The organism is Uliginosibacterium aquaticum (genome assembly GCF_012972705.2).
Classification (GTDB): Bacteria; Pseudomonadota; Gammaproteobacteria; order Burkholderiales; family Rhodocyclaceae; genus Uliginosibacterium; species Uliginosibacterium aquaticum.
Genome location: NZ_JABCSC020000002.1, coordinates 543,530 through 569,703, shown reverse-complemented (window position 1 = coordinate 569,703; position 26,174 = coordinate 543,530). Strand labels below are relative to the sequence as shown.

Annotated in this window: 26 protein-coding genes; 17 read left to right on the top strand and 9 right to left on the bottom strand. The window is 60.6% G+C overall.

Translation table 11 applies throughout. The annotated features are described in order from the left end of the window. Positions 1-10: 10 nt before the first annotated feature. From HJ583_RS10095 to HJ583_RS10085, 3 genes are read left to right on the top strand one after another with little or no spacing between them, the layout of a single operon-like run. Positions 11-238: a sulfurtransferase TusA family protein gene (locus HJ583_RS10095; RefSeq protein ID WP_217423365.1), complete on the top strand. Its 228-nt coding sequence runs from the start codon at positions 11-13 to the stop codon at positions 236-238. A gap of 16 nt (positions 239-254) precedes the next feature. After that, entirely contained in the window at positions 255-797 is a 543-nt protein-coding gene (locus HJ583_RS10090; RefSeq protein WP_101942479.1) for a YaeQ family protein, read from the top strand. A 1-nt stretch (position 798) separates the two neighbouring features. Continuing rightward, positions 799-2,205, top strand: a complete 1,407-nt coding sequence (locus HJ583_RS10085) for a DNA recombination protein RmuC (RefSeq protein WP_170021789.1) — start codon at positions 799-801, stop codon at positions 2,203-2,205. A gap of 150 nt (positions 2,206-2,355) precedes the next feature. On the opposite strand, the gene HJ583_RS10080 is transcribed toward HJ583_RS10085, so the two are convergent. Next, a complete protein-coding gene (locus HJ583_RS10080) occupies positions 2,356-2,589 on the bottom strand; it encodes a DUF1653 domain-containing protein (RefSeq protein ID WP_101942481.1) in 234 nt (77 codons plus the stop codon). Between the two features lie 47 nt (positions 2,590-2,636). Then, positions 2,637-3,362: a ParA family protein gene (locus tag HJ583_RS10075; protein WP_170021788.1), complete on the bottom strand. Its 726-nt coding sequence runs from the start codon at positions 3,360-3,362 to the stop codon at positions 2,637-2,639. 436 nt (positions 3,363-3,798) lie between these two features. Between HJ583_RS10075 and HJ583_RS10070 the strand changes: the two genes are divergently transcribed. Then, on the top strand, positions 3,799-5,649 hold the full coding sequence (locus tag HJ583_RS10070) for a pectate lyase family protein (protein WP_235943797.1): 1,851 nt from the start codon (positions 3,799-3,801) through the stop codon (positions 5,647-5,649). Between the two features lie 98 nt (positions 5,650-5,747). Here HJ583_RS10070 and HJ583_RS10065 read toward each other — a convergent pair whose 3' ends face one another. Beyond that, positions 5,748-7,502, bottom strand: coding sequence for a sensor histidine kinase (locus HJ583_RS10065; RefSeq protein WP_170021787.1), 1,755 nt, complete (start codon positions 7,500-7,502; stop codon positions 5,748-5,750). A gap of 92 nt (positions 7,503-7,594) precedes the next feature. Between HJ583_RS10065 and htpG the strand changes: the two genes are divergently transcribed. Continuing rightward, positions 7,595-9,514 (top strand): molecular chaperone HtpG, encoded by a 1,920-nt coding sequence (gene htpG, locus HJ583_RS10060; protein ID WP_170021786.1) that lies wholly within the window; start codon positions 7,595-7,597, stop codon positions 9,512-9,514. Positions 9,515-9,724: 210 nt separating this feature from the next. Then, positions 9,725-9,874, top strand: a complete 150-nt coding sequence (locus HJ583_RS10055) for a hypothetical protein (RefSeq protein WP_170021785.1) — start codon at positions 9,725-9,727, stop codon at positions 9,872-9,874. A gap of 11 nt (positions 9,875-9,885) precedes the next feature. Here the strand turns inward: HJ583_RS10055 and HJ583_RS10050 are convergent, their stop codons facing one another. Both HJ583_RS10050 and HJ583_RS10045 read right to left on the bottom strand, forming a co-directional pair. After that, the gene (locus tag HJ583_RS10050) at positions 9,886-10,134 is read right to left on the bottom strand and encodes a SemiSWEET transporter (RefSeq protein ID WP_101942485.1); all 249 of its coding nucleotides are present in this window, start codon (positions 10,132-10,134) and stop codon (positions 9,886-9,888) included. Between the two features lie 70 nt (positions 10,135-10,204). Further along, positions 10,205-10,816, bottom strand: a complete 612-nt coding sequence (locus HJ583_RS10045; protein WP_101942486.1) for an HNH endonuclease — start codon at positions 10,814-10,816, stop codon at positions 10,205-10,207. Between the two features lie 64 nt (positions 10,817-10,880). On the opposite strand from HJ583_RS10045, the gene HJ583_RS10040 reads away from it, so the two are divergent. Further along, positions 10,881-11,516 carry an energy transducer TonB gene (locus tag HJ583_RS10040; RefSeq protein WP_170021784.1) on the top strand — a complete coding sequence of 212 codons (636 nt, stop codon included), beginning with the start codon at positions 10,881-10,883 and terminating at the stop codon, positions 11,514-11,516. A gap of 15 nt (positions 11,517-11,531) precedes the next feature. On the opposite strand, the gene HJ583_RS10035 is transcribed toward HJ583_RS10040, so the two are convergent. Beyond that, positions 11,532-12,713: a HAMP domain-containing sensor histidine kinase gene (locus tag HJ583_RS10035; protein ID WP_170021783.1), complete on the bottom strand. Its 1,182-nt coding sequence runs from the start codon at positions 12,711-12,713 to the stop codon at positions 11,532-11,534. Position 12,714: 1 nt separating this feature from the next. Next, positions 12,715-13,398 carry a response regulator transcription factor gene (locus HJ583_RS10030; protein WP_170021782.1) on the bottom strand — a complete coding sequence of 228 codons (684 nt, stop codon included), beginning with the start codon at positions 13,396-13,398 and terminating at the stop codon, positions 12,715-12,717. 244 nt (positions 13,399-13,642) lie between these two features. Here HJ583_RS10030 and HJ583_RS10025 point away from each other — a divergent pair, with 244 nt between their 5' ends. Together HJ583_RS10025 and HJ583_RS10020 are read left to right on the top strand one after the other, a co-directional pair. Further along, the gene (locus HJ583_RS10025; RefSeq protein WP_170021781.1) at positions 13,643-14,155 is read left to right on the top strand and encodes a Spy/CpxP family protein refolding chaperone; all 513 of its coding nucleotides are present in this window, start codon (positions 13,643-13,645) and stop codon (positions 14,153-14,155) included. 485 nt (positions 14,156-14,640) lie between these two features. Continuing rightward, positions 14,641-15,276: an EF-hand domain-containing protein gene (locus tag HJ583_RS10020; protein WP_170021780.1), complete on the top strand. Its 636-nt coding sequence runs from the start codon at positions 14,641-14,643 to the stop codon at positions 15,274-15,276. Between the two features lie 78 nt (positions 15,277-15,354). Here the strand turns inward: HJ583_RS10020 and HJ583_RS10015 are convergent, their stop codons facing one another. Next, positions 15,355-16,989, bottom strand: a complete 1,635-nt coding sequence (locus tag HJ583_RS10015; RefSeq protein ID WP_170021779.1) for a methyl-accepting chemotaxis protein — start codon at positions 16,987-16,989, stop codon at positions 15,355-15,357. Between the two features lie 88 nt (positions 16,990-17,077). After that, a complete protein-coding gene (locus HJ583_RS10010; protein WP_170022014.1) occupies positions 17,078-17,626 on the bottom strand; it encodes an NUDIX hydrolase in 549 nt (182 codons plus the stop codon). Positions 17,627-17,746: 120 nt separating this feature from the next. On the opposite strand from HJ583_RS10010, the gene HJ583_RS10005 reads away from it, so the two are divergent. The 8 genes from HJ583_RS10005 (at position 17,747) to HJ583_RS09970 (ending at position 26,169) form a co-directional block, all read left to right on the top strand. Beyond that, positions 17,747-19,327: a GGDEF domain-containing protein gene (locus tag HJ583_RS10005; RefSeq protein ID WP_170021778.1), complete on the top strand. Its 1,581-nt coding sequence runs from the start codon at positions 17,747-17,749 to the stop codon at positions 19,325-19,327. Between the two features lie 108 nt (positions 19,328-19,435). Next, positions 19,436-21,391, top strand: coding sequence for a sensor domain-containing diguanylate cyclase (locus tag HJ583_RS10000; protein ID WP_170021777.1), 1,956 nt, complete (start codon positions 19,436-19,438; stop codon positions 21,389-21,391). 300 nt (positions 21,392-21,691) lie between these two features. Further along, positions 21,692-22,006 carry a flagellar transcriptional regulator FlhD gene (gene flhD, locus HJ583_RS09995; protein WP_170021776.1) on the top strand — a complete coding sequence of 105 codons (315 nt, stop codon included), beginning with the start codon at positions 21,692-21,694 and terminating at the stop codon, positions 22,004-22,006. A 17-nt stretch (positions 22,007-22,023) separates the two neighbouring features. Next, complete coding sequence (gene flhC / locus HJ583_RS09990; protein WP_170021775.1) at positions 22,024-22,569, top strand: flagellar transcriptional regulator FlhC; 546 nt, start codon at positions 22,024-22,026, stop codon at positions 22,567-22,569. A gap of 230 nt (positions 22,570-22,799) precedes the next feature. Continuing rightward, positions 22,800-23,654 carry a flagellar motor stator protein MotA gene (motA, locus tag HJ583_RS09985; protein WP_170021774.1) on the top strand — a complete coding sequence of 285 codons (855 nt, stop codon included), beginning with the start codon at positions 22,800-22,802 and terminating at the stop codon, positions 23,652-23,654. Positions 23,655-23,687: 33 nt separating this feature from the next. Continuing rightward, complete coding sequence (gene motB / locus HJ583_RS09980; RefSeq protein ID WP_170021773.1) at positions 23,688-24,746, top strand: flagellar motor protein MotB; 1,059 nt, start codon at positions 23,688-23,690, stop codon at positions 24,744-24,746. 15 nt (positions 24,747-24,761) lie between these two features. Further along, positions 24,762-25,175, top strand: coding sequence for an Hpt domain-containing protein (locus HJ583_RS09975; protein WP_170021772.1), 414 nt, complete (start codon positions 24,762-24,764; stop codon positions 25,173-25,175). Beyond that, the gene (locus tag HJ583_RS09970) at positions 25,162-26,169 is read left to right on the top strand and encodes a CheR family methyltransferase (protein ID WP_170021771.1); all 1,008 of its coding nucleotides are present in this window, start codon (positions 25,162-25,164) and stop codon (positions 26,167-26,169) included. Before HJ583_RS09975 ends, HJ583_RS09970 begins: the two co-directional genes overlap by 14 nt. Positions 26,170-26,174: the final 5 nt, after the last annotated feature.

The following is a 26,174-nucleotide window of genomic DNA, read 5'->3' as shown; positions in this document are numbered from 1 at the left end:
GAACAAGATCATGAGTACAAGCGAACTCGACGTGCGCGGCCTGAAGTGCCCGCTGCCCATCCTGCGCACCAAGAAAGCCCTTGCCGGCATGGCAAGCGGCCAGTTGTTGCGTGTTCTCGCCACCGATCCCAGCGCCAAGAAGGATTTCGAAGCCTTTGCGCGCCAGACCGGACATGAGCTGGAAGACCAGAGCGCGGCGGATGCCGCTGAATTCGTCTTCGTGATCCGTCGCAAGTAACAGAAAGAAGCAACCCTTGGCCCTGCGTTCCACCGTTTTCAAGGCGGAGGTCGGTATCTCCGACCTCGATCGTCACTATTACGCCGCCCACAATCTGATTCTGGCCCGGCATCCTTCCGAAACCGACGAGCGCATGATGGTGCGCGTGCTCGCCTTCATCTACAACGCCAGCGAGTCCCTCGAATTCGGCCGTGGCATCTCCACCGATGATGAGCCGGCCTTGTGGGAGCGTGATCTGACAGGCGCCGTGCAGCACTGGATCGAAGTCGGCCAGCCTGACGAGCGCCTCGTGCGCCGGGCCTGCGGGCGTGCCGACAAGGTCAGCGTCTATGCTTATGGCCGTGGCGTGGAACAGTGGTGGCAGCAAAATGCTGCAGCCTTCGGCAAGCAGGACAAGCTCACGGTGTGGCTGGTCGACAGCCGCCAGAGCCAGGCGCTTGCAGCCCTAGCCGAGCGTGGCATGCAGCTGCAGTGCACGCTGCAGGATGGTAACGCGATGGTCGCGGCGGATGCCGATACCCTCGACATCGAACTCAAGCGACTCACCGAGGAACGCTGAGATGGAGTTCGCGATTCTTGCCGTGTTGGGCTTGCTGGTGCTGGCCGCTATCTGGCTGGGCTTGCGTTTTGCAGCGCAGGCTACTGCACAGCAGGCGCAAAGTGAGGCGCTGCTGGCACGTGTTGATGTGGCGCTGGGCAATAGCCATCGTGCCATGCTCAACGATTTCGCCGCCGGCCTTGATCGCCTTGGCGATCGCATGATCGCTGCCCATACCGACAGTGCCGAGCGCCAGCGCGCGCTGGTGGGCGAGGAGTTGCGTGCCACGCGTGAGGCCATGCAGGCACTGCAGCTTGCCCTGCAAGGACTGGTGACGAAGCAGGGCAGTGAAACGGCACAGAAGCTTGCTGAACTTGCCAGCACCCTGATTGCGCGCCAGGAGCAGCTCAAGACCGAGATGCTGGCTCAGACGCTCGAAAAACTGGCCGAAGCCGCCCGTGCCGACCGCGAGCTGCTGCAGGACGGGTTGCGCAAGGCTTCCTTGCAGCAGGCCGAAACCACTGAGAGCCTGACCCGCAGCATGAACGAGCGTCTCGATGCGATCACCGGTGTGGTCAATCAGCGTCTGGACGAAGGCTTCGCCAAGACCAATGAAACCTTCACCAACGTCATGGCGCGGTTGGCGACCATCGATGAAGCGCAGAAGAAGATTGGTGACCTGACCGTGAATGTGGTGAGCCTGCAGGAGCTGCTGGGGGACAAGAAGGCGCGTGGCGCATTCGGTGAAGTGCAGCTCGAAGCCCTGGTTCAGAACGCGTTGCCACCGGATGCCTACGAGTTCCAGTGCCAGCTGGCCTCAGGCGTGCGCGCCGATTGCGTATTGAGACTTCCTGAGCCGACTGGCCGGGTCGCAGTGGACTCCAAGTTTCCGCTCGAAAACTATCACCGCATGTTCGAGCCGGGGCTTGGCGAGATCGAGCGCAAGGCTGCCGAAAGCCTGTTCAAGCAGGACATCAAGCGCCATGTGGACGCGATTGCCAGCAAGTACATCGTGGCAGGAGAAACCTCCGATGGCGCGGTGATGTTTGTGCCGGCCGAAGCTGTGTTTGCCGAAATCCACGCCTACCATCCGGATCTGGTGAGTTACGCGCAGGCCCGCCATGTGTGGATCGTGTCGCCCACCACCTTGATGGCGGTGCTCAATACCGCCCGGGCGGTACTCAAGGATGTCGAAACGCGCAAGCAGATCCATCTCATCAAGGACGCGCTGGGCAAGCTTTCAAAGGATTTCGGTCTCTTCGATCAGCGCATGAAGAAGCTCGCCGATCACATCCGTCTGGCCCATGAGGATGTGCAGGATGTTCACGTTTCAAGCAAGAAAATTTCTGGCCACTTTCAGAAGATCGAAAAAGTGCAGCTTGATGAAGTCAGTGAGCTGCTGAGCGCACCAGACGATGCTGAGGGCTGAGAAGCTGTTCACGATCTTACTGCGAGGCCGTGATCCGGGCTCATGCACTGCTCGGAATCCTCATTTATCAACATAAACTCCGGTTCCTGTGCCGCTCTTCACCCTGCTGACAGCCTCTCGCTACAGATCGTGAACAGCTTCTGAGCTCCCTCAGCTCACGCGGGCAAAGCGTGGCTGATGCTGGCCGTCGATCTCGATGCTTTCGACAAACATCGCATAAGGCCGCACCCACAGCCCTGTTGCGTTGTAGAGCGGGCGATAGACCACCAGCGCTTCCAGACTCTCGCTATGGCGGGCGACGCCGACAACTTCGTATTCACCCCCCTTGTAATGGCGATAGTGGCCGGGCTCCAGGGCGGGCAGGGGAGGTAGGTCGTGGCTCATGGCGGGGTGGGCTCGCAAAAAGCGTGATTATCGCCCACGCGTGTGAATCAAAGCTGCTGCAGTACCGGGCGTGAGGCGAGGATGGGCTGGCGGGTGCGCAACTCTTCGCGTGAGCCGTGGCTGCCGGGCGTCGGGGCGGCGGCGGCCAGAATGGCATCCAGCCAGGCAGTGATCGGCTGCCACTCCGGCAGATAGGCTTCGACCTTGTTCGGCGGGAAGTCGAAGATCGACAGGCCTGCTTCGAGGCACTTGCTGTAAGCCTGGGCCATGCGGATCGTACCGATGCAATCGAGCGCCTGTTCGCTGGCCCAGGCCTGCAAGGCTTCTGCCTGACGGGTGCGGCCATCGATGCGCATACCCACGCAGGCGATCTTGCAGCGACCGCTGGCCACGCGCGGGAAGGCGCGCAGCTCGCGGATGCTCTCGGCAGCCGAGTTACGGTCGAAGATCCCGGTCGCTGCGGGCAGCAGGATCGCATCGGCATACATGGTGACCTTCATCAAGCCGAAGCCCTGGAAGCCGCCGGGGGTGTCGAGCACTACATGCTTGACCCCGGCAGGCGGGCGGGCGAAGTTTTTCTCATCGATCGACCAGCCGTGAATCTTCTTGTAGCGTGGATCGCGCAAGGAGAGCCAGAGGCGCGAGGACTGCAGGCGATCGATATCGCCCAGCATCACTTCTTCACCCAGTGAGGCGAGATAGGCGGCGATATGGGTGGACAGTGTGGACTTGCCCGAGCCTCCCTTGCGGTTAACGACAGCGATCACACTCATGCAGCAGCCTCCGGTAGCGCGCCCAGGCGTCAGGTTTTTCTCGGCAGATAGCCGATAGCCTGCGCAGCAAGAGAGCACGAGCTTCCATTGTAGGAAGCAATCCATTCTGTGCAATAGCCATCAGGCGGGTATTCCGGCCGCATGCGTGCCGATGGCCGGACGTCTCCGCCTGTATTTTTCTTTGCTGCAGTGCGGAGTCTGCTGAAGTGGGCAATCTTGCGCCGCAGCATGTTGTTCCAACGCAGAAAACAGTTTCGTGTTTTCGGAAACACGATGAACGGACCCCAGACTTTCATTGACAGCCCGAGGTCGCTGCACTAGTTTTCTCCTGCTCGTCTATTACTTTTGTAAGAGTTTGTCTTACGTCTAAAGTTGTAGCGTCAGACGAGGTGGCAGGCCGGAACAGGTCTGCGTCATAAATAAGTTAGGAGACACCATGCAAAGCAAGATCCTGGGCGGCGCCGCCCTTCTGCTGTTGGCTGCAAATGTGCAGGCCGCCAGCGACTATCCCACCGGTTACACCAAGTGCGCACAGAACACCGGCGCCACCTGCACGATGGCGGGTACCCGTTCGGTTGCGCTGGGCAAGTCCGGCAGCTTCGTGTATGCCACCAAGACTGACAGCTTCGCCTGTATTGGTTCGGCTTTCCCGACCAACACCTATACCACTTCCGCATGGTGCTCCTATGGCCCGCTGAGCAGCTCGTCCTCCAGCGCTGCCGTGAGCAGCGCCGCAGCCAGCAGCGTTGCCGCCTCTTCGGCCGCTTCCAGCAGCAAGGCCGCCAGCAGCGCCGCCGCTTCGTCGGCTGCAGTGTCTTCGGCTGCGGCATCCTCGGTTGCCGCTTCGTCCGCAGCTGCGAGCAGCGTTTCGGCTGCAGGTATTGACGCTCGCACCCTGACGGGTGCCAGCACTCCCCTGCAGAACGTCAGCGGCAGCTATACCTATGGCGTGCGCAACTATCTGGCGCCGGCCACGATCGATGGCCTGCACAACCCAACCAACTACAAGGCCGCTCCGGTGCTGCCGACCTGGCAATTCGCCACGGTGGATCCGACCGGCGGGGTGCTGAGCTTCGAGCGTGCCACGGCGCCGCAAAATGGCTGGCATACCTGGTCGCGCAAGGGCAAGGTAGTCGTGACGGGTGGTTCGGCTGCTGCGGCCAACCGTGTCTACACCGTGTTCAATGGTCAGCAACTGGTTGCAGCCCTGGCTGAAGCCGGTCTGGAACCGAAGATCGTGCGCGTGGTGGGCCACATTGATCTGCGCTGGAGTGCCAACAATACGGTGTTCAAGGAATACACCAGCTACATGGATCAGAAGTACGGCGGCTCGATCATGATCCCGTCGAACACTACGCTGGTCGGTATCAACGACGCTCAGGGGCGTACCGCTCGGATCACCGGCACGTCGATCCTGATTGGTGGCGAGTTGGCCAATGGTGCTGCAGATGCGCAGGCCGGTTACACCGCCTGGGTTAATGCTGGCAAGGACCCGGAAGACTACCCGACCTGGACCCGCAACATCATCATCCGCAACCTGCAGATCGATGCGCCCTGGGACGTGAATCCGGAAGATTCGGCCAATGCCTACGCTGACGGCATGACCCTGTCGCGCGCGCAGAACATCTACATCGATCACATCTCGATGGGCGATGGCGATACGCCGGATTCGCTGGCGTCCGATACGCGCCACGATGGCCTGCTGGATATCGTGCGCGGTTCTGATTACGCGACGGTCACCAACAGCTACTTCTTCAAGCACCACAAGGTGACTCTGGTCGGTAACGGTGACTCGGGGCGTGCCTGGAGCGATGACGGCCGGCTGCACGTAACTTTGTCGAACAACTTCTACGATCGCCTGGGCTCGCGTCTGCCCCTGAACCGTTATGGCCAGGTGCATATGTTCAACAACTACATCTATGGCCGTACCGATAGCTCTGTGCCGGCTGACCTGAAGTTTGGCAGTGGTGTGGATCCGCGCTACAAGTCGAACATGCTGGTCGAGAACATGTATTTCGAGATCACGGCATTGGCGACCGACAGCTTCTGCAAGAAGGGTATTGATGGCGGTAACGGTACGAATCCGATCGGTTTCCGTTCCTCCGGCCACCTGATGCTGACCGACAAGGGCGGCAACACCACCCCGGTGGCTTGGGATGGTCAGTGTGGCTATGCCGTGCCGACTGGCGCCAATGTGTGGACTCCGCCTTACGCTTACACGCTGCAAACCGCCGCAGCGGCCAAGGCTTCGGTGATCAGCAACGCAGGTGCTGGCAAGCTGAAGTAAGTTTTACCGTCAGGCCGGTCGCACAGGCCGGTTCGATGCAGCCCTGATGAGGCCCGTCACGCAGGTGGCGGGCGTTGTCCGTTAACCCTCGGGAGTGCCTACTTGCGGCGTCTGCGGATTACCCGGGCGCGCAGGGGCAGGGTGAAAATGAAGCTGGCGCCCTGTTCCGGATCGGCTTCGGCCCAGATCTGTCCGCCATGACGCTCGATGATGCGGCGTACCGAGGCCAGTCCTATGCCGGTGCCGCCGAAGCCCTGATTGCCGTGCAATTGTTGAAAGGGCTGAAACAGGCGTTTGGCATGGGCCATATCGAAACCGATACCGTTGTCGGCGAGCGTAAAGCGAATGAACTCCGCTTCTTCTTCGGCCGTGAAGCTGATTACGGCTGGGCGTCTGCCGCGGGTAAATTTCCAGGCATTGCCGATCAGGTTGGTGAGCGCATTGCGCAGCAAGGCTTCATCACCCTCCACATGCAGGTTGGCCTGGGCCTGGAAAAGCACCTGGCGTTCCGGGCTGGCGAGGCGCAACTCCTCCACGATGTCGCTGGCGATCAGGGTCAGGTCGAGTTCCTCGATCACCAGAGGGGCACGTGAAACGTTGGCCAGGGCCAGCAGTTCGTCGATCAACTCGCCCATGCGCACGCTGGCGCGGCAGATGCGATCCAGATAGTCGCGCCCCTGATCATCGAGGCGTTCGCTGAAGTCTTCGCGCAGCGCGTGTGCAAAGCCATTGATGGCGCGTAGCGGCGCGCGCAGGTCGTGGGAAATCGAATAGCTGAAGGCGATCATTTCGCGGTTGGATTGCTCCAGTTCGGCTGTTCGCCGGCCGACTCGCTCTTCGAGAGAGGCGTTGATGCGACCGAGACTGGCACGCGCCGAGCGGTGGCGCTGTGAGTCGGCGTAAATCAGCCAGGTGAGCAAGCCGAGCAGGCCGATCAGTGCGCCGGCTCCCGTCAGCAGGCGGCGCTTCATTGCGGTAAAGCCAGCCCTTGCCACCGCGGTAGGGCGGGCAGCCTCCACGATCAAGGGGTAACGGCTCAGCCAGCGGAAGACGCCGACCTGGCTCTCGCCATCTATTTCATAAGTGGTGCCGAAGGCCTTGTCCGGGCGTTGGCCGTTGGCCTGGCTGGCCAACAGGCGGCGGAAGTCCGGCATTGGGGTGTCAGTTTCTCCAGGCATGCTGGTCAGCAGGCGGGTGTCTCCATCGAGCAGACTGGCCTGGTCTGAGTCCGTCAGGCGGATGGCTCGGAAGTACTGCTCTAAGGTGGCCACCTCCAGCAGCGCTACGCCGTAGCTTTGCACTTCGCCTTGCGCGCCACGCAGGATGCGTTCCACCGGCAGGTAGCGCAAACCATCTGCCCCTACGATAGCGGTGTGGATGAGGAGCCCCGGCTGAGGCTGACGGCGGAAAAGTTCCACCGACGGCAGAGGGCTGGAGAGGGTGGTGGCCAGCATGTTCTGCTGCACGCCCACGATTTCCTGCCCTTTTGCCGACCAGATGGCGAGGCGAGCAATGTGTGGGGCTTGCAGCAATTCCTGGCGGGCTAGCTCGCGCAGGTTTTCCGTGTTGGCTGATTGGGCTTGCATGCGGCCAAGGCTGCGTAGGGCACGATCGGCATCTGCCAGATCATGCTCGAGCATTTCGGCGAGCGAGTGAGCGAGGCTGGAGAGTTCGGTTTCCTGGACTTTTTGCTGACGCACCCAGTCCTGTGTGATCAAGGCCCAGGTGCCTGCGAGGATCAGCACTACCAGCAACAGATAGATCCCGAGGAAGGACCATGCCGATCGCGCCAGCAGATCACTGGCAAGCGGCTCAGCCTGGCTGCTTTCCGGTAGAGCGGGAGGACGGGCCAAGTGGATGCTCCGCAAAGCGGGGGCTTGAAATCCGGAACCGGCGCCCCTATCTGTCCGGATGCTAACAAATGCATTACCGGAGGATAAAGAGCATGACTGAACGGGCAGCATCCACCACCGAAAAACGTGGTTTCCAGGCTGAAGTGAAGCAACTGCTTCACCTGATGATTCACTCCCTCTATTCCAATCGCGAGATTTTCCTGCGCGAGCTTGTCTCCAACGCTTCGGATGCCTGCGACAAGCTGCGCTTCGAAGCATTGGACAATGCCGCATTGTTCGAGAGCGACTCCGAACTGAAGATCCGTGTGCGCTTTGACAAGCCTTCGCGCACGATCACGATTTCGGACAACGGCATCGGCATGAGCCGTGAGGAAGCGATCAACCATCTGGGCACCATTGCCAAGTCCGGCACCAAGGAGTTCTTCTCCAAGCTTTCCGGCGACAAGCAGAAGGATGCCAACCTGATCGGCCAGTTCGGCGTGGGCTTTTACTCGGCCTTCATTGTGGCCGACAAGGTGACCGTGCTGACTCGCCGTGCCGGTGACGCCGCCGAAGCCGGTGTGAAGTGGGAGTGCTCGATGGCCGGCGACGAAGCCGGTGAATACTCGGTCGAGCCCTACACCAAGGCCTTGCGTGGCACGGACATCATCCTGCACCTGCGCGAAGGTGAGGACGATCTGCTCTCCGGCTGGAAACTGCGCAGCATCATCCGCAAGTATTCGGATCACATCGTTCAGCCGATCCTGATGCAGAAGGAAGAGTGGAATCAGGAGAAGGCCGAGAACGTGGTGTCCGACGAAGAGGAAACCATCAACCAGGCCAACGCGCTGTGGACCCGCTCCAAGAATGACGTTTCGGACGACGACTACAAGGCTTTCTACAAGCATGTGTCGCACGACTTCGAAGACCCGATGGCCTGGAGCCATGCCAAGGTCGAGGGGCGTCACGAATACACCCAACTGCTGTATGTGCCCAAGCGTGCCCCGTTTGACTTGTGGGACCGCAATCCGCGTCACGGCCTGAAGCTCTATGTGCGCCGCGTCTTCATCATGGACGACGCCGAGAAGCTGTTGCCGCATTACCTCCGCTTCGTGCGCGGGGTGGTCGATTCGGCCGATCTGCCGCTGAACGTGTCGCGCGAAATCCTGCAGGAGAGCAAGGACGTCGACACCATCCGCGGCGGTTGCACGAAGAAGGTGCTGGGCCTGCTCGAAGACATCGCCGAAAACCGCAAGGACGACTACGCCGACTTCTGGCGCGAATTCGGCCGTGTGCTCAAGGAAGGTCTGGGTGAAGATTCCGCCAACAAGGACAAGCTGGCCGGCCTGATGCGCTTTGCCTCCACGCATACCGATACGGCGGATGAAGGCGTGTCATTGCGCGACTACATCGGCCGCATGAAGGAAGGCCAGGAGAAGATCTACTACGTCACCGCCGAGAGCTTCAACGCGGCCAAGAACAGCCCCCACCTCGAAGTCTTCCGCAAGAAGGGCATCGAAGTGCTGCTGTTGTCTGATCGCATCGACGAGTGGGCGATTTCCTATCTGACCGAGTTCGAAGGCAAGCAGATCGTGTCGGTGGCCAAGGGCGGCCTCGATCTGGGCGCGCTGGAAGACGAGGCCGAAAAGAAGAAGGTCGAAGAGCAGGCCGAAGAGTTCAAGCCGCTGCTGGAGAAGGTCAAGACCAGCCTGGGCGAGCGCGTGAAGGAAGTGCGCGTCACGCACCGCCTGACCGACAGCCCGGCCTGCCTGGTGGTCGACGAACATGAGATGGGCGCCAATCTGGCGCGTCTGCTGAAGGCCGCCGGCCAGAACGTGCCGACCTCGGCTCCGATCCTCGAGATCAACCCGGAGCATCCGGTGGTGGCGCGCCTGAAGAGTGAAGACAGTAAGTTCGACGACTGGGCTGCCGTGCTCTTCGATCAGGCCTTGCTGGCCGAAGGTGGCACGCTGGACGACCCGGCCACCTTCATTCGCCGCATGAACCAGCTGATGCTGGATATGGCGAAATAGTACGCGGAGGTCCCTTTGCCGGGACTGCCAGAAATGGAATGGGCCGCCTTGTGCGGCCCGTTTCATTTCTGCTGATGGCTGTGGTGGACTTCACGGCCAAGGGTTTTCTCCAGTGGTCAGGCGCCGTTTTGCGATGCAGCATTTGCACTCCAGAACATTCGCCGCGCAAGTGGCATACAAGCAGGCTACGGTCTGACAACGGAGAGAAGCATGAACCACGACAACGCACACGCACAGCACACGGAAGCCCTTGCCAGCAGTGAAATCGAACTGGAAAGGCAAGCCTATCTGGAGGAGTTGCAGATTGACAGCTTGCAGTTCGGGGTGGGGCGTGCTCTGGTGCCTGCGACGCAGGCCTGAGGCAGAGGCGCTCAGCCGAAGCGCAGCTTCATGATCAGGATGAACAGGGCCAGCAGCAAGGTGATGGCGTTGGCCACGATTACCGGCCAGGACAGGATGGCGATGCCATAGACCAGCCAGAGTGCCACGCCGGTCACGAAGATGCTGTACATGCCCAGTGACACCCCGTGTGCCGAGCGGGTCCGCCAGGTCAGCCAGGCTTGTGGTACGAAAGCCAGAGTGGTGCAGAAGGCAGCAAGGAAGCCGATCAGTTCAGTCATGGCGCGGCGGGTGCAGGGCGGCAGGCGAGGGCACGAGTGTATCAGGCAATCCCTGAGCCCTTCGGAGCGCTCAGCGCAGGCGGCTCTGGGCCGGCAGGTGATGGGCAAGGAAATCCATCTGGTCGGCGAGGATGCTGCGGTTTGAGAGAATCAGGTACTCGGCCTTGTTCGGCACATAAGGCGCGTAGAGCAACATCATCCGTGCCTGCTCGGGGGTGTGGCCGCCCTTGCGTTGATTGCAGCTGCGGCAAGCTGTTACCACATTCATCCAGCTGTCTGCGCCGCCTTGTGAAACCGGCTTGACGTGGTCCCGCGTCAGGCGGGCAGACTGCAGCTCCTGCCCGCAATAGGCGCAGACGTGGCGATCGCGATTGAATAGTTCGCGATTGGATAGTGGTGGCACTTGGCGCAGGGTGCGGCTTGAGAGTGCCCGCCCCTTGATGGCGATGATGCTGTTGGCGGTGATGATCGAGCGCACGCCGGTCTGGCGCGAGATGCCGCCGTGAAAGGTGAAACAGGCATCCCCGGCATCCCAGGCCACCATATTGCGCGCGTAGTAGAACAGGGCGTGCTGCCAGCTCACCCAGCGATGGGGTTGCCCCTGGGTATCCAGCGTGAGGATCAGGGGGCAGCGTTCGCGGGACAAGACACGGACTTCAGGGCGATGCTCGGGCGGACGCATGGAACGCTCCAGAGAATGAAACCTGCATGTTCCTCGGGACTACTCTTCCTACACGCTAACCGCCTTGGCCCGATTAAGCAATCCTTCCTCGCCGCGCGAGTGGCAGCGCCTGTGTCTGGGTGGTCTCGCGGCTTCATTGGTGCTGCACCTGTTGGCGCTGGATCTCTGGCGCGGCTTGGGCGGCCCAGGTGAGCGCCTGCCGGTGCCTGTTAAGGCGAAGCTGAGTCTGTATGTGGCGCCGCTTCTTCCTTCTCGCCCAGTGCAAGCTGCAGTGATCCCGCGGACCGAAACCACAGCAGCGATGCCCGGTCGTGAAGTGCGTGTCCCTGCTGCCAGGCATGGGGCGGCCGGGCTAGCAGTGGCGGCTGCTGTGCCGTTTGATTCGCCAGGTGTCGTGTCGCCAGAACCAAAGATCGCCCTGCGCCCCCTGAGCATGGCGGAAGCCAGGGTGGCTTACCGCCTGGCCTTGCTGATGGCAAACGATGAGCCCTGGCCCGCTCTGCCGGAGGCCGGTGTCTTGCTGGAGCTGGCATTGGGTGCGGATGGGCGTCCTGAAGCAGCGCGTCTTCTGCGTGAAAGTGGTGACGCGCAGATGGATCAGGCCTGGCTGCGACGCCTGCAGAGCGCGGCCCGTCGCGCAGAACTGCCGATAGCCCTGCAGGGCAAGGCTTTCGCGCTGGAGCTTGAGTTCCTGCCCTGAAACCCGCCGGGCGTTTTACGCGCTTGCTGTACTGGCCTGACTGATGGGCAGGTACATCTCCACGCGCAGGCCACCCTGTTCGCGATTGCTGGCGATGACCCGCCCGCCATGGGCTTCGATGATTTGCCGGGTGATTGCCAGACCAAGCCCGTAGCCGTCGTTGCTGCGGGCGTCTCCGAGGCGGACAAAGGGATCAAAGATGGTCTCCAGGGCTGACTGGGGCACACCAGGGCCGCAATCTTCCACCGTGACGCAGAGCTCTTCACCGTGGTTTTCTACGCCGACGCTGAGCGCGCTTGCCGGCGTGGTGTAGCGGATCGCGTTGCGCAGCACGTTCTCGATGGCCCGGTGGAGCAGATCTGCCCGCCCCTTCACAAGGCCCTGTGCTTCGCCCCCCAGCTCCACATGGCATTTCTTCGCTTCGGCTTCAAAACGGGCGTCTTCTACCAGCTCACCCAGCAGTTCGGGCAAGTCCACCGTGTCGTCGAGCTGACCACAAGCGCCTGCTTCAAGTCGCGACAGCGTCAGCAATTCCTCTACGAGGTGATCAATGCGGCCGGCTTCGCGCTCCAGCCTGGCCATGCTCTCCGGGGTTTTGTCCGGCTGCTGGCGGGCCAGATCGATGGCCAGCTGCATACGTGCCAGTGGCGAACGCACTTCGTGGGAAACGTCGTGCAGAAGCCGGCGCTGGTTGTGGACGAGCATCTTGAGTTGGGCCGCCGTGCGGTCGAACTCTTCGCCCAAGTCTGAGAGTTCATCCTGCCAGTGCAGCTTGTTGCGGGCCAGGCGGATGTCGAAATTGCCACCGGCCACGTCCTTGAAAGCCTTGCTCAGGCCCACGATGGGGCGAGAGAGATGGCGCGCCAGCAAGGCCGCGAAGAGCAGGCTGGCGATCAGGCCGATGACTGCGGGTTGCCAGGGCAGGCCACGTGGCCCGCCGGGGCGTGGTCCGGGCGGGAAGGGACGCTGGGATTCCGGTGCGTTTGTGCTTGCGCCCGGGGGGCGCGGTAGCGGCCCGCCGGGTCCGAAGGTCGGGGGCGGCCCCTCCGGCCGGGCACTGCCCGGCACGCTTGCCATATTCGGAGACTGATTCTGACGCGCCGCATGCTCAAGCCAGAACAGGAAGCCCACGCCCCAGCCCGTGAGCAGCTGGGCGAGGAAAATCGCCAGAAACAGTTTCCAGAACAGGCGCCCCATGTCAGCTCCGAATGAACTGATAACCCTGACGGAAGATGGTCTGAATGACCGAGCGGCCGTCTTCCTGTGGGCCCAGTTTTTCACGGATCTTTGACAGGTGCACCTCGATGCTGCGGTCGAACTTCTGCAAGGGCCGTCCCAGCCCTTGTTCGGACAGTAACTGTTTCGAGACGGTGTGGCCGGCATGACGGGCCAGCACTTCGAGCAGATTGAACTCGGTGCTGGTCAGCTCGAGAGCCTGATTGCGCCATTGGGCACGACGCTGGTCTGGCCACATGATGAGCTCGCCAGCGCTGACCGGCAGGCTGTCCGGCTCTTCCTGGGTGCCAGTGCGGCGCAGGATGGCGCGGATACGCGCGGTGATCTCGCGGGCCGTGCATGGTTTGGGGACATAGTCATCCGCGCCTTGTTCCAGGCCGACGATGCGGTCGATGTCATCGCCCTTGGCGGTAAGCATCAGTACCGGCATACGGCTTTGCTTGCGGATGCGGTTGAGCACTTCGATGCCGGACAGGCGCGGCAACATGATGTCCAGCACCGTGATCGCGAAATCGCCGCCAAGTGCTTTCTGCAGGCCGGCTTCGCCGTCGTTCGCGGTTTCCACGCTGAAACCTTCCTGCAGCAGGTATTCCTTCATCATTTCGACGAGTTCCAGATCGTCGTCCACCAGTAGTACCCGGCTCATCGCAAACCTTCTGAATCAATCATTTGATGAACTCATGATAGCGAATGCGGCGTCAGCCGCCGGTTAATCCGCTGCAGCTTTTAATCATTTTTACGAAGCCAGAAGGCCGATTGCCAGAGAGGCTTATGACACCGTTTTTAGTGTTTTTACGGCTGCTTGAGGGGGCTTAACAGTGCTGGCCCCGAGAATGCTCTCCATGCCGCCAGCCATGGCAGCCCCGTTAAACCCCTATAAGGAGTCTGTCATGTCTGCAGTCAAAAACCTTTGGCGTAGCCTGATGCTGGCCAGTCTGTGTACTGCCCCGGCTGCCTTTGCCGAAATGCCGCCGATGCGTGCTCCGCACGAAGCCTTCATGCCTGGCATGGGGGCTGCCGCCTTGCCACCGCGTGCGGCATTGGAGCAACTCGATCTGAGCGAGGCCCAGCAAGACAAGTTGTTTCAGCTTCATCACCAGCAGGCTCCGGCCATCCATGCCCAACGCAAGGCCGAGCGCAAGGCGCATGAGGCCTTGCAAGCCCTGATCGGTACGGCCGAGTTCACGGCCGCAAAGGCCCGCGAACTGGCTCAGGCTGAAGCTCAGGCTCGTGCCGAACTGGTTTTACTGCAGGCCCAGGCAGAGCATCAGTTCTTGAGCCTGCTGAGCCCTGAGCAGCGCAAGGCGCTCGATTCAGGCCGGGCGCGTGACCCGGGCAGGCCCGGCGAAGGACCGCGTGGCGGCGGCGATCAGCCGCCAGCCCCGCGCGGTGAAAGGCGCTGAACTTTTCCTGAGCCTCTTCCGGGTGGCTGACGTGTTTCATGCAGGCCCGGGATAGTCTTTTTTGGCAAGCTCAGCCCCCACTACTCCTCCCGGTGGGACCTCCCTGTCTTGTCACTTGAGCCACTCCTGCGTTCTGCGCCGGAGTGGTTTTTTTTGCTTTCGTCGGCAGTCCTTGCCGGTCATGGCTGGAGCCTGTTCTAAAAGGCGGACTGCGCCGGCCGTGCGGATATTGCCGTCCCTCTGGAGAGCGGCAAAAGCTGCCGCCGGAGGTCGGAGCGAAGTGAAGAAGCGGGCCTGAAAGCAGCGCACAAAGCTGTTTTCTTGAGGAGTTTTTAACTGGCTTAACGCCGTTCGCTCAAAAAACTGTGTGTTGCTGGCCGATAAATTGCCATGGGGAAGACATGCTCACGCCCGTCTTTCAGATGGGCTGGGCTGCGCGGCCGGCGTTTGTCGGTCATCTCTTTTGAAGACGCAAGGAGCACATCATGATCAGTGGTCTTGGCAGCAGCATCAGTTCGATGGCCAGCAGCCTGTTTGCGCGGCTGGACACCAAGAGTCAGGGGTATATCGAGAAAACCGACCTGCAATCGGCGTTCGAGCAGATTTCCGGTGCGAGCGATGCCGATGAAATTTTCTCGGCGCTGGATGGCGACAGCGATGGCAAGCTTACCGAGAGTGAGCTGACCTCAAGTCTGACCAAGCTGGCCGAGGAGCTTGATAACCAGTTCAATGCAATGCGCATGAGTGGTGCCATGGCCGGCATGGGTGGGCCTGGCGCAGCGGGCGGGATGCCCCCCCCTCCACCGCAAGACGATGAAGGCTTTACCCAGGATGAGCTGAGCGCTCAGCTGGAGGAGATCGGCAGCACCGATAGCAAGCGCTCCAGCCTGATTTCGAGCATCGTTGAAAACTTCGATCAGGCCGATACCGATGGCAACGGCAAGGTGAGCCATAGCGAAGCGATGGCTTTCGAGCAGGAGAGCGGGGCGGGCGGCAGCGATTCGACTCAGGCGAGCGGTAATAACGAGTTTGCCGTGATGTTACGCATGATGCAGCTGGCGCAGGCGTATGGCGCTTTCGGTCAGAGCACGGAAACAGCCAGTGTCTCCGAGGTGGCTTGAGGCCGTTCAGCCTGGCAGGGCACAAGAAAAGGCCGGAAGCCTGCCAGGACTTCCGGCCTTTATTCATGGGTAGAGGGTTTAGCGACCGAGCTGGAAGTGGCTGACTGAGCCCAGCATGTCGCGTGCGATGTCCTGCAGGTTGCGCGCAGCGTTGCCGGTACTGGCGGTGCTGGAGTTGAGCTCTTCGGCGTGTACTGCAACTTGTTCAATCCGGTTGGCTACGTCAGTCGAGGCGGTGGCCTGTTCGCGCAGGCCGTGGGAAATTTCTTCCACCAGATCCGCTACTTTGCTTGCCAGCTGACGGATTTCATCGACCGAGCTGCCAGCCTGACCGACCAGCTCTTCGCCGGTGTCCACCGAGCCGACGCCGCTTTCTATGCCGGTTACCGCTTCGCGCGTGGAGCGCTGGATGTTGGCGATCATCTGAGTGATTTCGGACGTTGAAGCCGCTGTGCGCTCGGAGAGTTTGCGTACTTCATCGGCCACCACTGCGAAACCGCGCCCCTGTTCGCCGGCACGGGCGGCTTCGATTGCTGCGTTGAGCGCGAGCAGATTGGTCTGATCAGCGATGTCTTTGATCACGGTGACAATGTTGGAAATTTTGTCAGACTCGGCTTCGAGGACTTCGATTTTCTGGGACGCGTCGCGCACGATATGGGCGATGCGTTGGATTTCGCTGACGACCTGATTGAGTTTGCTTGAACTCGCTATCGCTTGCTGGTCGGCAGCACTGGCGAGCTTGCTGGCGTCGTCGGTGCTACGCGAGACGTGCGCGATCGAGACAGTCAGCTCTTCCACATTCGCGGCAATGGCTGAGGCGGCTTCGCTTTGCGTACTGCTGCTCAGCTCTGTTTGCTGAGCTGCTTCCGCCAGTTGTTGGGACGCATGCGAGACGCCCTCGGCCTGCTCGCGCATCCGGTTAACCATGCCGTGCAAGGCGCCGCGCATTTCCTCCATGGTGCTGAGCAGCTTGCCCATCTCATCGCATCCGCGCGCTTCGATGCGGATACCAAGGTCTCCGCCAGCGATGCGCCGGGCGATGCTGACCAGGGATTCCAGAACATGCGAGACCCGCTGGGCGAACCACCATGAGAAGGCAATGGCAATCAGGGTGGCGAGGATCAGCGCGCCCCAGGCCAGACTGCGTGCCTGGGTGGCCTCGCGGATGGATTCTTCGCCCTGCTTCTGGCCGGCTTCGAGGACCATGGCGCTGAGGGCATCGGTCTTGTCACGCAAGGCATTGGCCTTGGCGACCCATTCCTTGCGACGCAGGTTCTGGGCGGCCTCTTCATCACCTGCCTTGATCTTGGCAACGCCTTCCTCGACGACTTTCTTGTATTCACCGGCGCCCGCCCGCACCTCGTCAAGCAGTGCTTTTTCTTCGGCGCTGTTCGCGAAGGCCGCATGTGCTTCAATGGTTTTTTGTACTTCACCATCGAGTTGCTGAAGGGATTGTTCCAGCTTGGCGCGTTCCTCCGGAGTCCCGGGCAGCATGTATTCGAGGCTGCGCACGCGATAGCGCAAGCGCATTTCGCTGACCTTGCCAGCCGATTTCATCGCCGGTACCGAAGTGTGGGCAAAATAGGCGACATCTTCGCCAAGGCCACCTATACGGAAGGCGCAGAAGAGCAGGGCAGCGATCAGGATGCCGCTGCTGATGACGAAATTGACCAGAAGCTTGTTGCGGAACTGAAGATCTTCAAACCAGCGCATGATGGCTCTCCGTTTCGGGCGTAGCCCGCCGTAACAAGCGGGTTCTTACGCGCTTTACGGCAGAGAGCAGTTCTGGCTTTAGGGCCCGTCAGGGCAGGTGGGCTGTGCCGGGCAGAAGCGTTTCTTCGCGTTGGGTGAAGCAGCCGCGGCGGCGATCCTCGAAAAAATTTCGCAAACTCAGGCTGATCGAGCGGAAGGCGATCTCATCCCATGGAATCTCTTCTTCTGAGAAGAGGCGGGTTTCCAGCGATTCCTCACCCGGGTGAAAACCGGTATCCAGCAGGCGGGCACGGTAAATGACGTGGACCTGATTGATATGGGGAATGTTGACGAGGGTGTACAGGCCTTGCAGTTCGATATTGGCGCAAGCTTCCTCAAAGGTTTCGCGGCAGGCTGCTTCGGCAAGGGTCTCGTCGGCTTCCATGAAGCCCGCAGGCAAGGTCCAGAATCCGAGGCGTGGCTCGATGGCACGGCGGCACAGCAGGACCTTGTCTTCCCACACTGGCAGACTGCCAACAACGAGCTTGGGGTTCAGGTAGTGTACTTGGCCGCACGACGGACACACTTGGCGTGGACGGTGATCGCCGGGCGGAATCTCGGTATTGACCTTGCTGCCGCAAGTGCTGCAATGGATGATGGGAATGTTCATGGCGGGGACTCGATGAATGCGTTCCGGATAGCCGGCCGGCGGAATACCCTGATTGTAACTGTTCGCTAGATCTACAATTTTCAGCTTGTAGCTAAAAAAGCGGGTCGCATGACTAAACGCCGTGATATTCACGATGCCTGGAATGAAATGGTGCTGGCCTGGAAAATGGTCTGGCAGGCGAGTCACGACCTCGAATTCTGGGCTGCCTTCATGCTCCATTGCGATCGCTTGCATGGTCTTGCACGCGAACAGGGTCTGGTTGAACTGGAAGTCGCCTTGCGTCCTTTGCTGGGCATGCTGGCTGGACTGGCGGATCCGGGAGAGGCGCAGAAATCCCAGGCCGATTTGCTCTTGCCCAACGTATTTGCCGCCGTGCGCGATGCTTGCAGCCTGACGCCGCGTCGTAAGCAGAGTGATCTGACGATTGGTGAAAACGAAGGTCTGCCACTGGTGATCGTGTTGACCCCCGAAGTGGAGAGCATGGCCGAGTTGCTCCTGCAGATGGAGAACTACGGCTACAGTTTCCGGGTATTTTCCGATTTCATGGGTGGCATGCAGTTCGCGCTGGCGCAGCGGGCGGTGACGGTATTGATCGATCTGCCAGCGCAGGTTGATCTGCAGACCCGAGCCCTGATCCGCCAGGCCAATCAGGCTGGCCTGAAGTGGTTTGCAATGTCGCAGCAAGGGGATTTTCATCTGCGTCTGCAGGCGGTGAGGCTGGAAGCCCAGGGCTTTTTTCAGTTGCCCCTCACGGTCAGCACGCTCGTGGATGCACTTGATCCGCTGGCCTACCCGGCGCGCGAAGAGCCCTACCGGGTCATGATTCTGGATGATTCGGCCACCGTGCTGGCTTCGGTGAAGAAGGCGCTGGAGCCGATGCCCAATCTCAGCCTGCGGGCGATCCGCGAGCCCGACCGGGTGCTCGAGACGCTGCTGGATTTTTCGCCGGATGTGCTGCTGCTGGACTTTCACATGCAGGACTGTACCGGCCTTGAAGTGGCAAAAATCATTCGTCAGAACAAGGCTTTTGAATCCATTCCGATCGTTTATCTGACCAGCGAAACGAGTGTCGAAATCCAGCTCGAAGCGATGCGCCATGGTGGTGATGACTTTCTTACCAAGCCGATCAGCCAGGCCCAGCTCGTGAATACCGTGATGGCCAAGGCCGAGCGCTATCGCAGCCTGCGCAAGATGATGGTGGAAGATAGTCTTACCGGCCTGTTCAATCATGTGAAGACCAAGGCCTTGCTGCAGCAGGCGCTGCTTCAGGGCGAGCGTCAGGCGCTGCCGGTGTGCTACGCGATTCTTGACATCGACCATTTCAAGCGTGTGAACGACAGCTACGGTCATGCTGTGGGGGACCGTGTGCTGCGGACTCTCGCGCGCTACCTCAAGCAGCGCCTGCGCCGCTCCGACGTGGTGGGGCGCTACGGCGGCGAAGAGTTTGCCATCGTGTTCTTCGACGCCACTCTGGAGCAGGCGGAAGAGCGTCTGAACAGCATCCGTGAGGGGTTTTCGCGGATTTATCATGCCTATGATGAAGGCATTTTTTCGGTGACTTTCAGCGCGGGCCTCGCGCATTTTCCGGCCTATACCCATCTGATGGAGCTGATGGTGGCAGCCGACACCGCCCTGTATGCAGCCAAACGGGCAGGGCGTAACCGGGTCGGGCGGGCCCCCGCGGGCTAACGGGATTCTGCGGTCAAGCTTCGGCGCATTCTGTCGTTAACCGGATCGATTGCTTGCGCTGGCCATGAGTGGCCGGCTTCAACCCGGTTTGCAGGACTCCGACTTTTCATGGCTCCCCCGATCGACGTTTCCCGTTTCGAACAACTCAAGGCTTCCGGCGATCTGCCCTCACCCAAGGGCGTTGCCCTGGCCGTGATGCGCATGACGCAGCTGGATGAGTGTTCGATGGCAGAGCTTGCCCAGCTCATCCGCACCGACCCCGCTTTTGTCGGCCGCCTCATCAAGGCTGCCAATGGTGTGATCGGCTATGGTCGTCGTCCGGTCGTGTCCGTGCAGGATGCCCTCACCGTGCTGGGTATGCCGGCCGTACGCAATATGGCTCTGGGTTTTTCGCTGCTCAACAATCACCGCAGCGGCGCTTGCGAGGGGTTCGACTACGGTCGCTACTGGTCCACTTCCTTGCTCTCTGCAGTGGCCCTGCAGGCGGTTACTTTGCGCACCCGGGTTGCTGCGCCGGACGAAACCTATTGTGTGGGCTTGCTGGCAAGGGTCGGCGAGCTGGCGCTGGCGACACTCTACCCGCACGACTATGCCGTCATCTGCCACGATGCGCAGGGCGACATCGCCCGCCTGCTGGCGCTTGAATCGCGCAGTTTTGCCATGACCAATGCTGAGCTCGGTGCCGCCATGCTGGCGGACTGGGGCTTGCCGCGTCTGTTTACGGATGCAGCCTTTTGTGTGGCCTCCGGCCTTGAGAGTTCGCATCCGGAAGGCTCGCGTGACGCGACCTTGAGCCTATCGTTGAGTCTTGCGCGCCAGATGAGTGCCCTGTGCATGGCGCCCGAGGCTGAGCGTCCGGCCATGATGCAAAGCCTCAAGATGGCTGGTTCGCGCTTGTCCTTTGATGAGGAGGCCGTTGCCGTACTGGCGGATGGCGTGGTGGCTGAGTGGGTGGAGTGGGGCGCTTTGCTCCATGTGCATGCGGAGCAACTGCCTCCCTTCGAGCGCCTGTTGCGTCCGCCGAGCCCTCCGCTCTCTGTTGCGGTTGAAGCCACAACTTCTCCTGACGGGGCTTCGCCAGTGTCACGTGCTCTGCGGGTGCTGCTGGTGGATGCGGTGGCTGAGGTGCGCCAGGAGTTGCGTCAGGTTCTGCTGGAAGCAGGTTATGAGGTGGCTGAAGCCAGCGACGGCTTTTCGGCGACCGAGCTGGCGCTCGATTTTTGCCCCGACATGATGCTGCTTGGCTGGCAGATGCCTGATGTGAGCGCCACCGAGCTGCTGCTCACCTTGCGCAAGACGCGCATCGGGCGCGGCATTTATGTGCTTGTGATGGGCGATTGCAACAGCGAGGAAATGGCGCTGGAGGCTTTTGATGCCGGCGCCGACGACATGCTGGCTAAGCCTGTGGCACATCGTCTGTTGCTGGCTCGGCTGAGCGCTGGCAAGCGCCTTTCGTCCCTGCATGGTGAGATCGAACAGGATCGCGAGGAAATCCGTCATTTTGCGGCCGAGCTGGCGGTGAGTAATCGCCGCCTGCAGGAGGTCGCGCTGACCGATGCGCTGACTGGCTTCCCCAATCGTCGTTTTTTCAGCGAGCGCCTGGTGCAGGAGTGGGCGGCTTCGTTGCGCAGTAAGCGTCCATTGGCCTGCATCATGCTGGACGTGGATCACTTCAAGCAGATCAATGACACCTATGGTCACGACGCGGGCGACTCCGCCCTGCGCCAGGTGGCGGTAGCGATCCGCAGCGCGGTGCGCACCCATGATCTGGTTGCGCGCATGGGCGGTGATGAGTTCGTGGTCCTCTGTCCGGACTCCAGTATTGAAGCGGCCATGGTGTGTGCTGAGCGGGTGCGCCGTGCTGTAGATGAGGCGCAGCTTTCCTCCGGTCTGATGCATCTGAAGCTGAGCGTGAGTGCCGGGGTGTCCTGTCGGGATGCTGCCATTCCCGATGCCGAGAGTCTGCTCAAGCGTGCAGACCAAGGCCTTTACATGGCCAAGCAGGCTGGCCGGAACCGGGTGGCTGCGCCGCAGTTGCGCCCGACAGGCAGTGGTATGGCCTGAATGCTGGAAAACCGCCTGCGGCGGGCCGCCGTTTGCGGACTGGAAAAAATTTCACAGGCTGCCCTAAAGTTCTGCCTGGCCCAGTCGTAAACCCGAACACTAAGGCCGTAAAGTCGCTTCGATCTGCCCTTCCGTACCCGTCTGCGCTTGGCATGTAGGTAGCATTCCTACATGCCTGCTGTCGTCTATTGCTACAGCATTTTCCGACGCTGCCTGATTGGTTGTCGCCCCCTTGCGGGCCACAATGCAATCCCATAGAGCCCGAAAACAGGGCTTCTTCAAAACGCAGTGGAGGTGATCATGAAAATGGACGTGAGCAGCGAAATCCGGGAACTCAATCTTTCCTATCTGATGCTGTCCCAGCAGCTGATCCAGGCTGATCGTGCAGGTGCAATGTTCAAGCTCGGCATCGGTGAAGATGTTGCCGACATCATCCAGAATCTTTCTCCAGCGCAAATCCTGCGCATGGCCTCCAGCGACATGCTGCTGTGCCGCTTCCGTTTTGACGACTCCCTGTTGCTGAATCTGCTTGGCAACCATGGCCGCGAGAATGCAGCTGCACGCATCCACGCCACCATTCTGGCCACCACCAAACCGGTCGAACATCTGGCCTGATGGCCTGGGAGACTGTCATGCGGATGAAAAGTCTGGTTCAGGATGCGCAGGAGACCCAGCTTGCGATCGAGATGATCGAGTTGGGCGCCCGCATGCAGATGCTGGAGTCGGAAACCGGCCTGTCGCGTGAGCGATTGCTCAAGCTCTACAAGGAAATCCGTGGCGAATCACCGCCCAAGGGCATGCTGCCCTTCTCCACGGACTGGTTCATTCCATGGCAGCAAAACGTGCATGCCTCCCTCTACATGTCGCTGCGCGGCTTCGTGACCCAAAATACCGGCCTGCAAGGCCTGGCCGCCACGCTGCAGGCTTTCCGTATGTATCGCGAACAGGTCGAAACCAATGATCTCGAGCAGGTGCTGAGCCTGACCCGGGCCTGGACCCTGGTGCGTTTTTTCGAAGCCAAGATGTTGCAGCAAAGCCGCTGCACGAAGTGTGGCGGCAGCTTTGTCGCTCATGCGTTTGACCCGACTCACGATTACGTCTGTGGCCTGTGTCATGTACCGGCCCGTGCAGGCAAGGGCAAGCGCCCGATGCGCGACACTCGCAGCGCCGTCGCCTGAGATCATTTCTCCTCCCTGTTTCCCCGGCTCTGCGCAGGCAGGGCATTGCAAGCCGCTGGCAGGTCCAGCGGTTTTTTTTGCCCTTCGGATGCGTCAAGTTTTGCGCACTGGGGCCGATACCCATACTGGTCCGGGCAAGTTTCTGTCGCCCGGGTGATGCGGCAGGTTCGGGGGCGGGTAGTGAGCCCTTCGTCCAGTCGGTTTGATTCGTATCGTACAAGGCTCCCGCGATGCTCCTGATCGTTGGCTATGTGATCATTCTTGCGGCTTCCGTCGGCACTTATGCGGTGCACGGCAGTCTTGCCGCGCTCTTCGTTCCGCTGGAGTACATCGCTATTGTCGGCCTGACCATAGGTGGCCTGGTGGCGGGTAACTCGATGCGCAACACCAAGGCTGCGCTGGCTGCGTTGCCGACCCTCTTCAAACCTTCGCCCTACAGCAAGGCCTTCTACATTGAGCTGCTGGCCATGCTCTTCGAGATCCTGGCGAAAGTGCGCAAGGAGGGCCTGATGTCGATCGAAAACGATATCGAGAATCCGGATTCCAGCCCGATATTTTCCAAGTATCCGGCTTTCCTGCACGACCACCATGCTGTCGAATTTCTCTGCGACTACCTGCGCATGATGGTGGGCGGCAATCTGAATGCCTTCGAGCTCGAAAACCTGATGGACATGGAAATCGAGACCCACCATGCCGAAGCACATGCGCCAGCCCATATCTGGTCCAAGACTGGCGATGCCACACCGGCCTTCGGTATCGTGGTAGCCGTGATGGGGGTGGTGAATGTGATGGGGTCTGTGGGTGAGCCACCGGCGGTGCTGGGCAAGATGATTGGTGGCGCACTGGTGGGTACCTTTCTCGGTATTTTGGTGTCCTATGGTTTCGTGGCGCCGATTGCCTCGCAGCTGGAGCAAAAGTGCGAAGAGGGTGCCAAGATTTACCAGTGCATCAAGGTGGTACTGCTGGCCAGCATGAGTGGCTATGCGCCTCAGGTTGCCGTGGAGTTCGGACGCAAGGTCTTGTTCTCGTCGGATCGTCCAGGCTTTACCGAGCTGGAAAGCGAAATCAAGAGTCGCAAGAAATAAGCGGCATTCCGGCATACCAGGGGCACAGGGGCCATGAGCGGCGACAATCAACAACCCATCATCGTCAAGCGCATCAAGAAAGGCGGCGGCGGTGCGCACGGCGGTGCCTGGAAGATCGCCTATGCGGACTTCGTGACGGCCATGATGGCATTCTTTCTGCTGATGTGGCTGCTTGGTTCGACGACCAAGGGCGACATGAAAGGTATTGCGGATTTCTTCCAGAATCCGCTCAAGGTTTCGCTGGCAGGGGGCCCCGGCTCCGGTAGCGCGACCTCACCGATCCAAGGGGGGGGGCAGGATCTCACCAAGTCTGTGGGCCAGATTGCCAAGAGCAGCTATCAAGAAAGCAAGAAAATCAATGAAGTGAAGGTCGCTCCGGTCGATTCACAGACGGTTGCGGGTAATGCTCAGGAGCTGATGCCCGATAGCAAGGCGCAGATGGACAAGAAGGCCATGCAGGAGGCGCTGGAGAAAGAGGAGCGCCTGCGCCTGCAGGATGTGAAGGCCAAGCTTGAGGCGGTGATCGAGGCTTCGCCAGACTTGCGCCAGTTCAAGCGCCAACTCTTGCTGGATCTCACTTCTGAGGGCTTGCGCATTCAGATCGTGGATGAACAGAATCGGCCGATGTTCGATTCCGGCGGGGCTGAGATGAAGCCCTACACCAAGTCCATCGTGCGGGCGATTGGTCAGGTGCTTAATCAGGTCGAGAACAAGGTCAGTATCTCCGGCCATACCGATGCCGCCCAGTATGCCGGCGGCAATCGTGGCTTTTCCAACTGGGAGCTATCTGCCAACCGCGCCAATGCCTCGCGTCGCGAGCTGATTGCTGGCGGTATGGATGAAGGCAAGATCATGCGGGTTGTAGGCCTTTCGTCCACTATTCCGCTGGATCGCAGCGATCCCTTCAACCCGATCAACCGGCGCATCACGCTGATCGTGATGAACAAGCGCACTGAGGATGCGATGCGCCAGGAGGGCGGCAGTCTGGATGTTCAGGCCGATCAGCCCTTGGAGCCGGCGCCGATCGTAGAGGGGGCACGGCAGATTCTGGATCCCGCAGCCGGCATTCCGCAGTTGCCGCGCCGCCGCTGAGAATGGGGGCTGAGGATGGAAATCGATCTGAGCCGCTACCTGCCACAGTACTTCGAAGAGTCAGCCTCCTGTGTGCAGCGGCTGACTGAGAGTCTTGAGCATCTTCTGCAGGATGGATGGGATGCGGCCACGGCGGACGCTGCATCCCGGGCTGCGCATTGCATCAAAGGCAATAGTGGCGCTTTCGGGTTCAACGAGATCGGAGCCTTGGCGGCCGAGCTGGAATATGCCTTGCGTCATGCAGGGAGGGGGTATGACACGCAGAATGCTGCGTTCATTGCCGATTGCCATGCAGCACGTCAGCTGCTGGAGAAACTACTGGATGCCCGTTTGCGAGGGCTGGGCATCGATGCAGGTGCAGCGCAGGCTGCGGCCATCCAATTGCAGCGTTGGCAACTGCAACAAGGAGTTTGCAATGATCGAGCGTAACAAGCCTGGCGCATCTGGCCTTGGCGGCCTTGCTTCCACCACTCCGGCCCGGGCCAGTGTCAGCGCTGCTTCGCGACCGTCGGCGTTGCCTGTCGGGGGGGGCGCTGCCGGTGCGGCGTCCCGTGCACAGATCAACGATACGCTCAAGCGGATTGACACGGGCGGACGTGAATTCGAGTTTACTGCGCAGGATTTCGAACGGGTACGTAGCCTGATCTATAAGCACGCAGGCATATCGCTGTCGCCCGTGAAGCAGGACATGGTTTATAGCCGCCTCGCGCGACGTTTGCGGGTGCTCAATCTCAAGCGCTTCACCGAATACCTCGATCACCTCGAGCGCAGTGGTGGCCCTGCCGAGTGGGAGGCTTTCGTCAATGCGCTCACCACCAACCTGACTTCTTTTTTCCGCGAGGCACATCACTTCGATCTGCTTGCGGAGCAGATGCGCAAGAGTCCCGATCGCCGGCCTTTCCGCATCTGGTGCAGTGCAGCATCTACCGGTGAAGAGCCGTACTCGTTGGCGATCACCGCCTGCGAAGTCTTCGGCAACAATCCGCCGGTGGAAATCATCGCCTCTGATCTTGATACCAATGTGCTGGCGCATGGTCAGAAGGGCATCTACACCGCCGACAGGGTTGAACGCCTGAGTCGTGAACGGGTGCAGCGTTTTTTCCTGCGCGGCACCGGTGAGCAGGATGGCCATGTGCGAGTACGCCCCGAACTCACCCGCCTGATTACCTTCCGTCAGATCAACCTGCTCGATCCTAAGTGGGCGTTGCGTGAGGGCTTTGATGCGATCTTTTGCCGCAACGTGATGATCTATTTCGATAAGCCCACGCAGTACAAGATCCTGGAGCGCTTCGTTGGCTTGCTGCAGCCAAACGGCTTGATGTACGCAGGGCATTCGGAGAACTTCATCCATGCGGCCAAGCTCTTCCGTTCCCTCGGTCGCACTGTCTATGCCCGCGCGGACCAAGCGGTGAGCAAGCCCTGAGGCGC

Bases quoted from the DNA above. Each gene is read 5' to 3' on its own strand.
- HJ583_RS10095 (WP_217423365.1), top strand. From the start codon at position 11: ATGAGTACAAGCGAACTCGACGTGCGCGGCCTGAAGTGCCCGCTGCCC.
- HJ583_RS10085 (WP_170021789.1), top strand. From the start codon at position 799: ATGGAGTTCGCGATTCTTGCCGTGTTGGGCTTGCTGGTGCTGGCCGCT.
- HJ583_RS10080 (WP_101942481.1), bottom strand. From the start codon at position 2,589: ATGAGCCACGACCTACCTCCCCTGCCCGCCCTGGAGCCCGGCCACTAT.
- HJ583_RS10075 (WP_170021788.1), bottom strand. From the start codon at position 3,362: ATGAGTGTGATCGCTGTCGTTAACCGCAAGGGAGGCTCGGGCAAGTCC.
- HJ583_RS10070 (WP_235943797.1), top strand. From the start codon at position 3,799: ATGCAAAGCAAGATCCTGGGCGGCGCCGCCCTTCTGCTGTTGGCTGCA.
- htpG (WP_170021786.1), top strand. From the start codon at position 7,595: ATGACTGAACGGGCAGCATCCACCACCGAAAAACGTGGTTTCCAGGCT.
- HJ583_RS10055 (WP_170021785.1), top strand. From the start codon at position 9,725: ATGAACCACGACAACGCACACGCACAGCACACGGAAGCCCTTGCCAGC.
- HJ583_RS10050 (WP_101942485.1), bottom strand. From the start codon at position 10,134: ATGACTGAACTGATCGGCTTCCTTGCTGCCTTCTGCACCACTCTGGCT.
- HJ583_RS10045 (WP_101942486.1), bottom strand. From the start codon at position 10,816: ATGCGTCCGCCCGAGCATCGCCCTGAAGTCCGTGTCTTGTCCCGCGAA.
- HJ583_RS10035 (WP_170021783.1), bottom strand. From the start codon at position 12,713: ATGGGGCGCCTGTTCTGGAAACTGTTTCTGGCGATTTTCCTCGCCCAG.
- HJ583_RS10030 (WP_170021782.1), bottom strand. From the start codon at position 13,398: ATGAGCCGGGTACTACTGGTGGACGACGATCTGGAACTCGTCGAAATG.
- HJ583_RS10025 (WP_170021781.1), top strand. From the start codon at position 13,643: ATGTCTGCAGTCAAAAACCTTTGGCGTAGCCTGATGCTGGCCAGTCTG.
- HJ583_RS10020 (WP_170021780.1), top strand. From the start codon at position 14,641: ATGATCAGTGGTCTTGGCAGCAGCATCAGTTCGATGGCCAGCAGCCTG.
- HJ583_RS10015 (WP_170021779.1), bottom strand. From the start codon at position 16,989: ATGCGCTGGTTTGAAGATCTTCAGTTCCGCAACAAGCTTCTGGTCAAT.
- HJ583_RS10005 (WP_170021778.1), top strand. From the start codon at position 17,747: ATGACTAAACGCCGTGATATTCACGATGCCTGGAATGAAATGGTGCTG.
- HJ583_RS10000 (WP_170021777.1), top strand. From the start codon at position 19,436: ATGGCTCCCCCGATCGACGTTTCCCGTTTCGAACAACTCAAGGCTTCC.
- flhD (WP_170021776.1), top strand. From the start codon at position 21,692: ATGAAAATGGACGTGAGCAGCGAAATCCGGGAACTCAATCTTTCCTAT.
- flhC (WP_170021775.1), top strand. From the start codon at position 22,024: ATGCGGATGAAAAGTCTGGTTCAGGATGCGCAGGAGACCCAGCTTGCG.
- motA (WP_170021774.1), top strand. From the start codon at position 22,800: ATGCTCCTGATCGTTGGCTATGTGATCATTCTTGCGGCTTCCGTCGGC.
- motB (WP_170021773.1), top strand. From the start codon at position 23,688: ATGAGCGGCGACAATCAACAACCCATCATCGTCAAGCGCATCAAGAAA.
- HJ583_RS09975 (WP_170021772.1), top strand. From the start codon at position 24,762: ATGGAAATCGATCTGAGCCGCTACCTGCCACAGTACTTCGAAGAGTCA.
- HJ583_RS09970 (WP_170021771.1), top strand. From the start codon at position 25,162: ATGATCGAGCGTAACAAGCCTGGCGCATCTGGCCTTGGCGGCCTTGCT.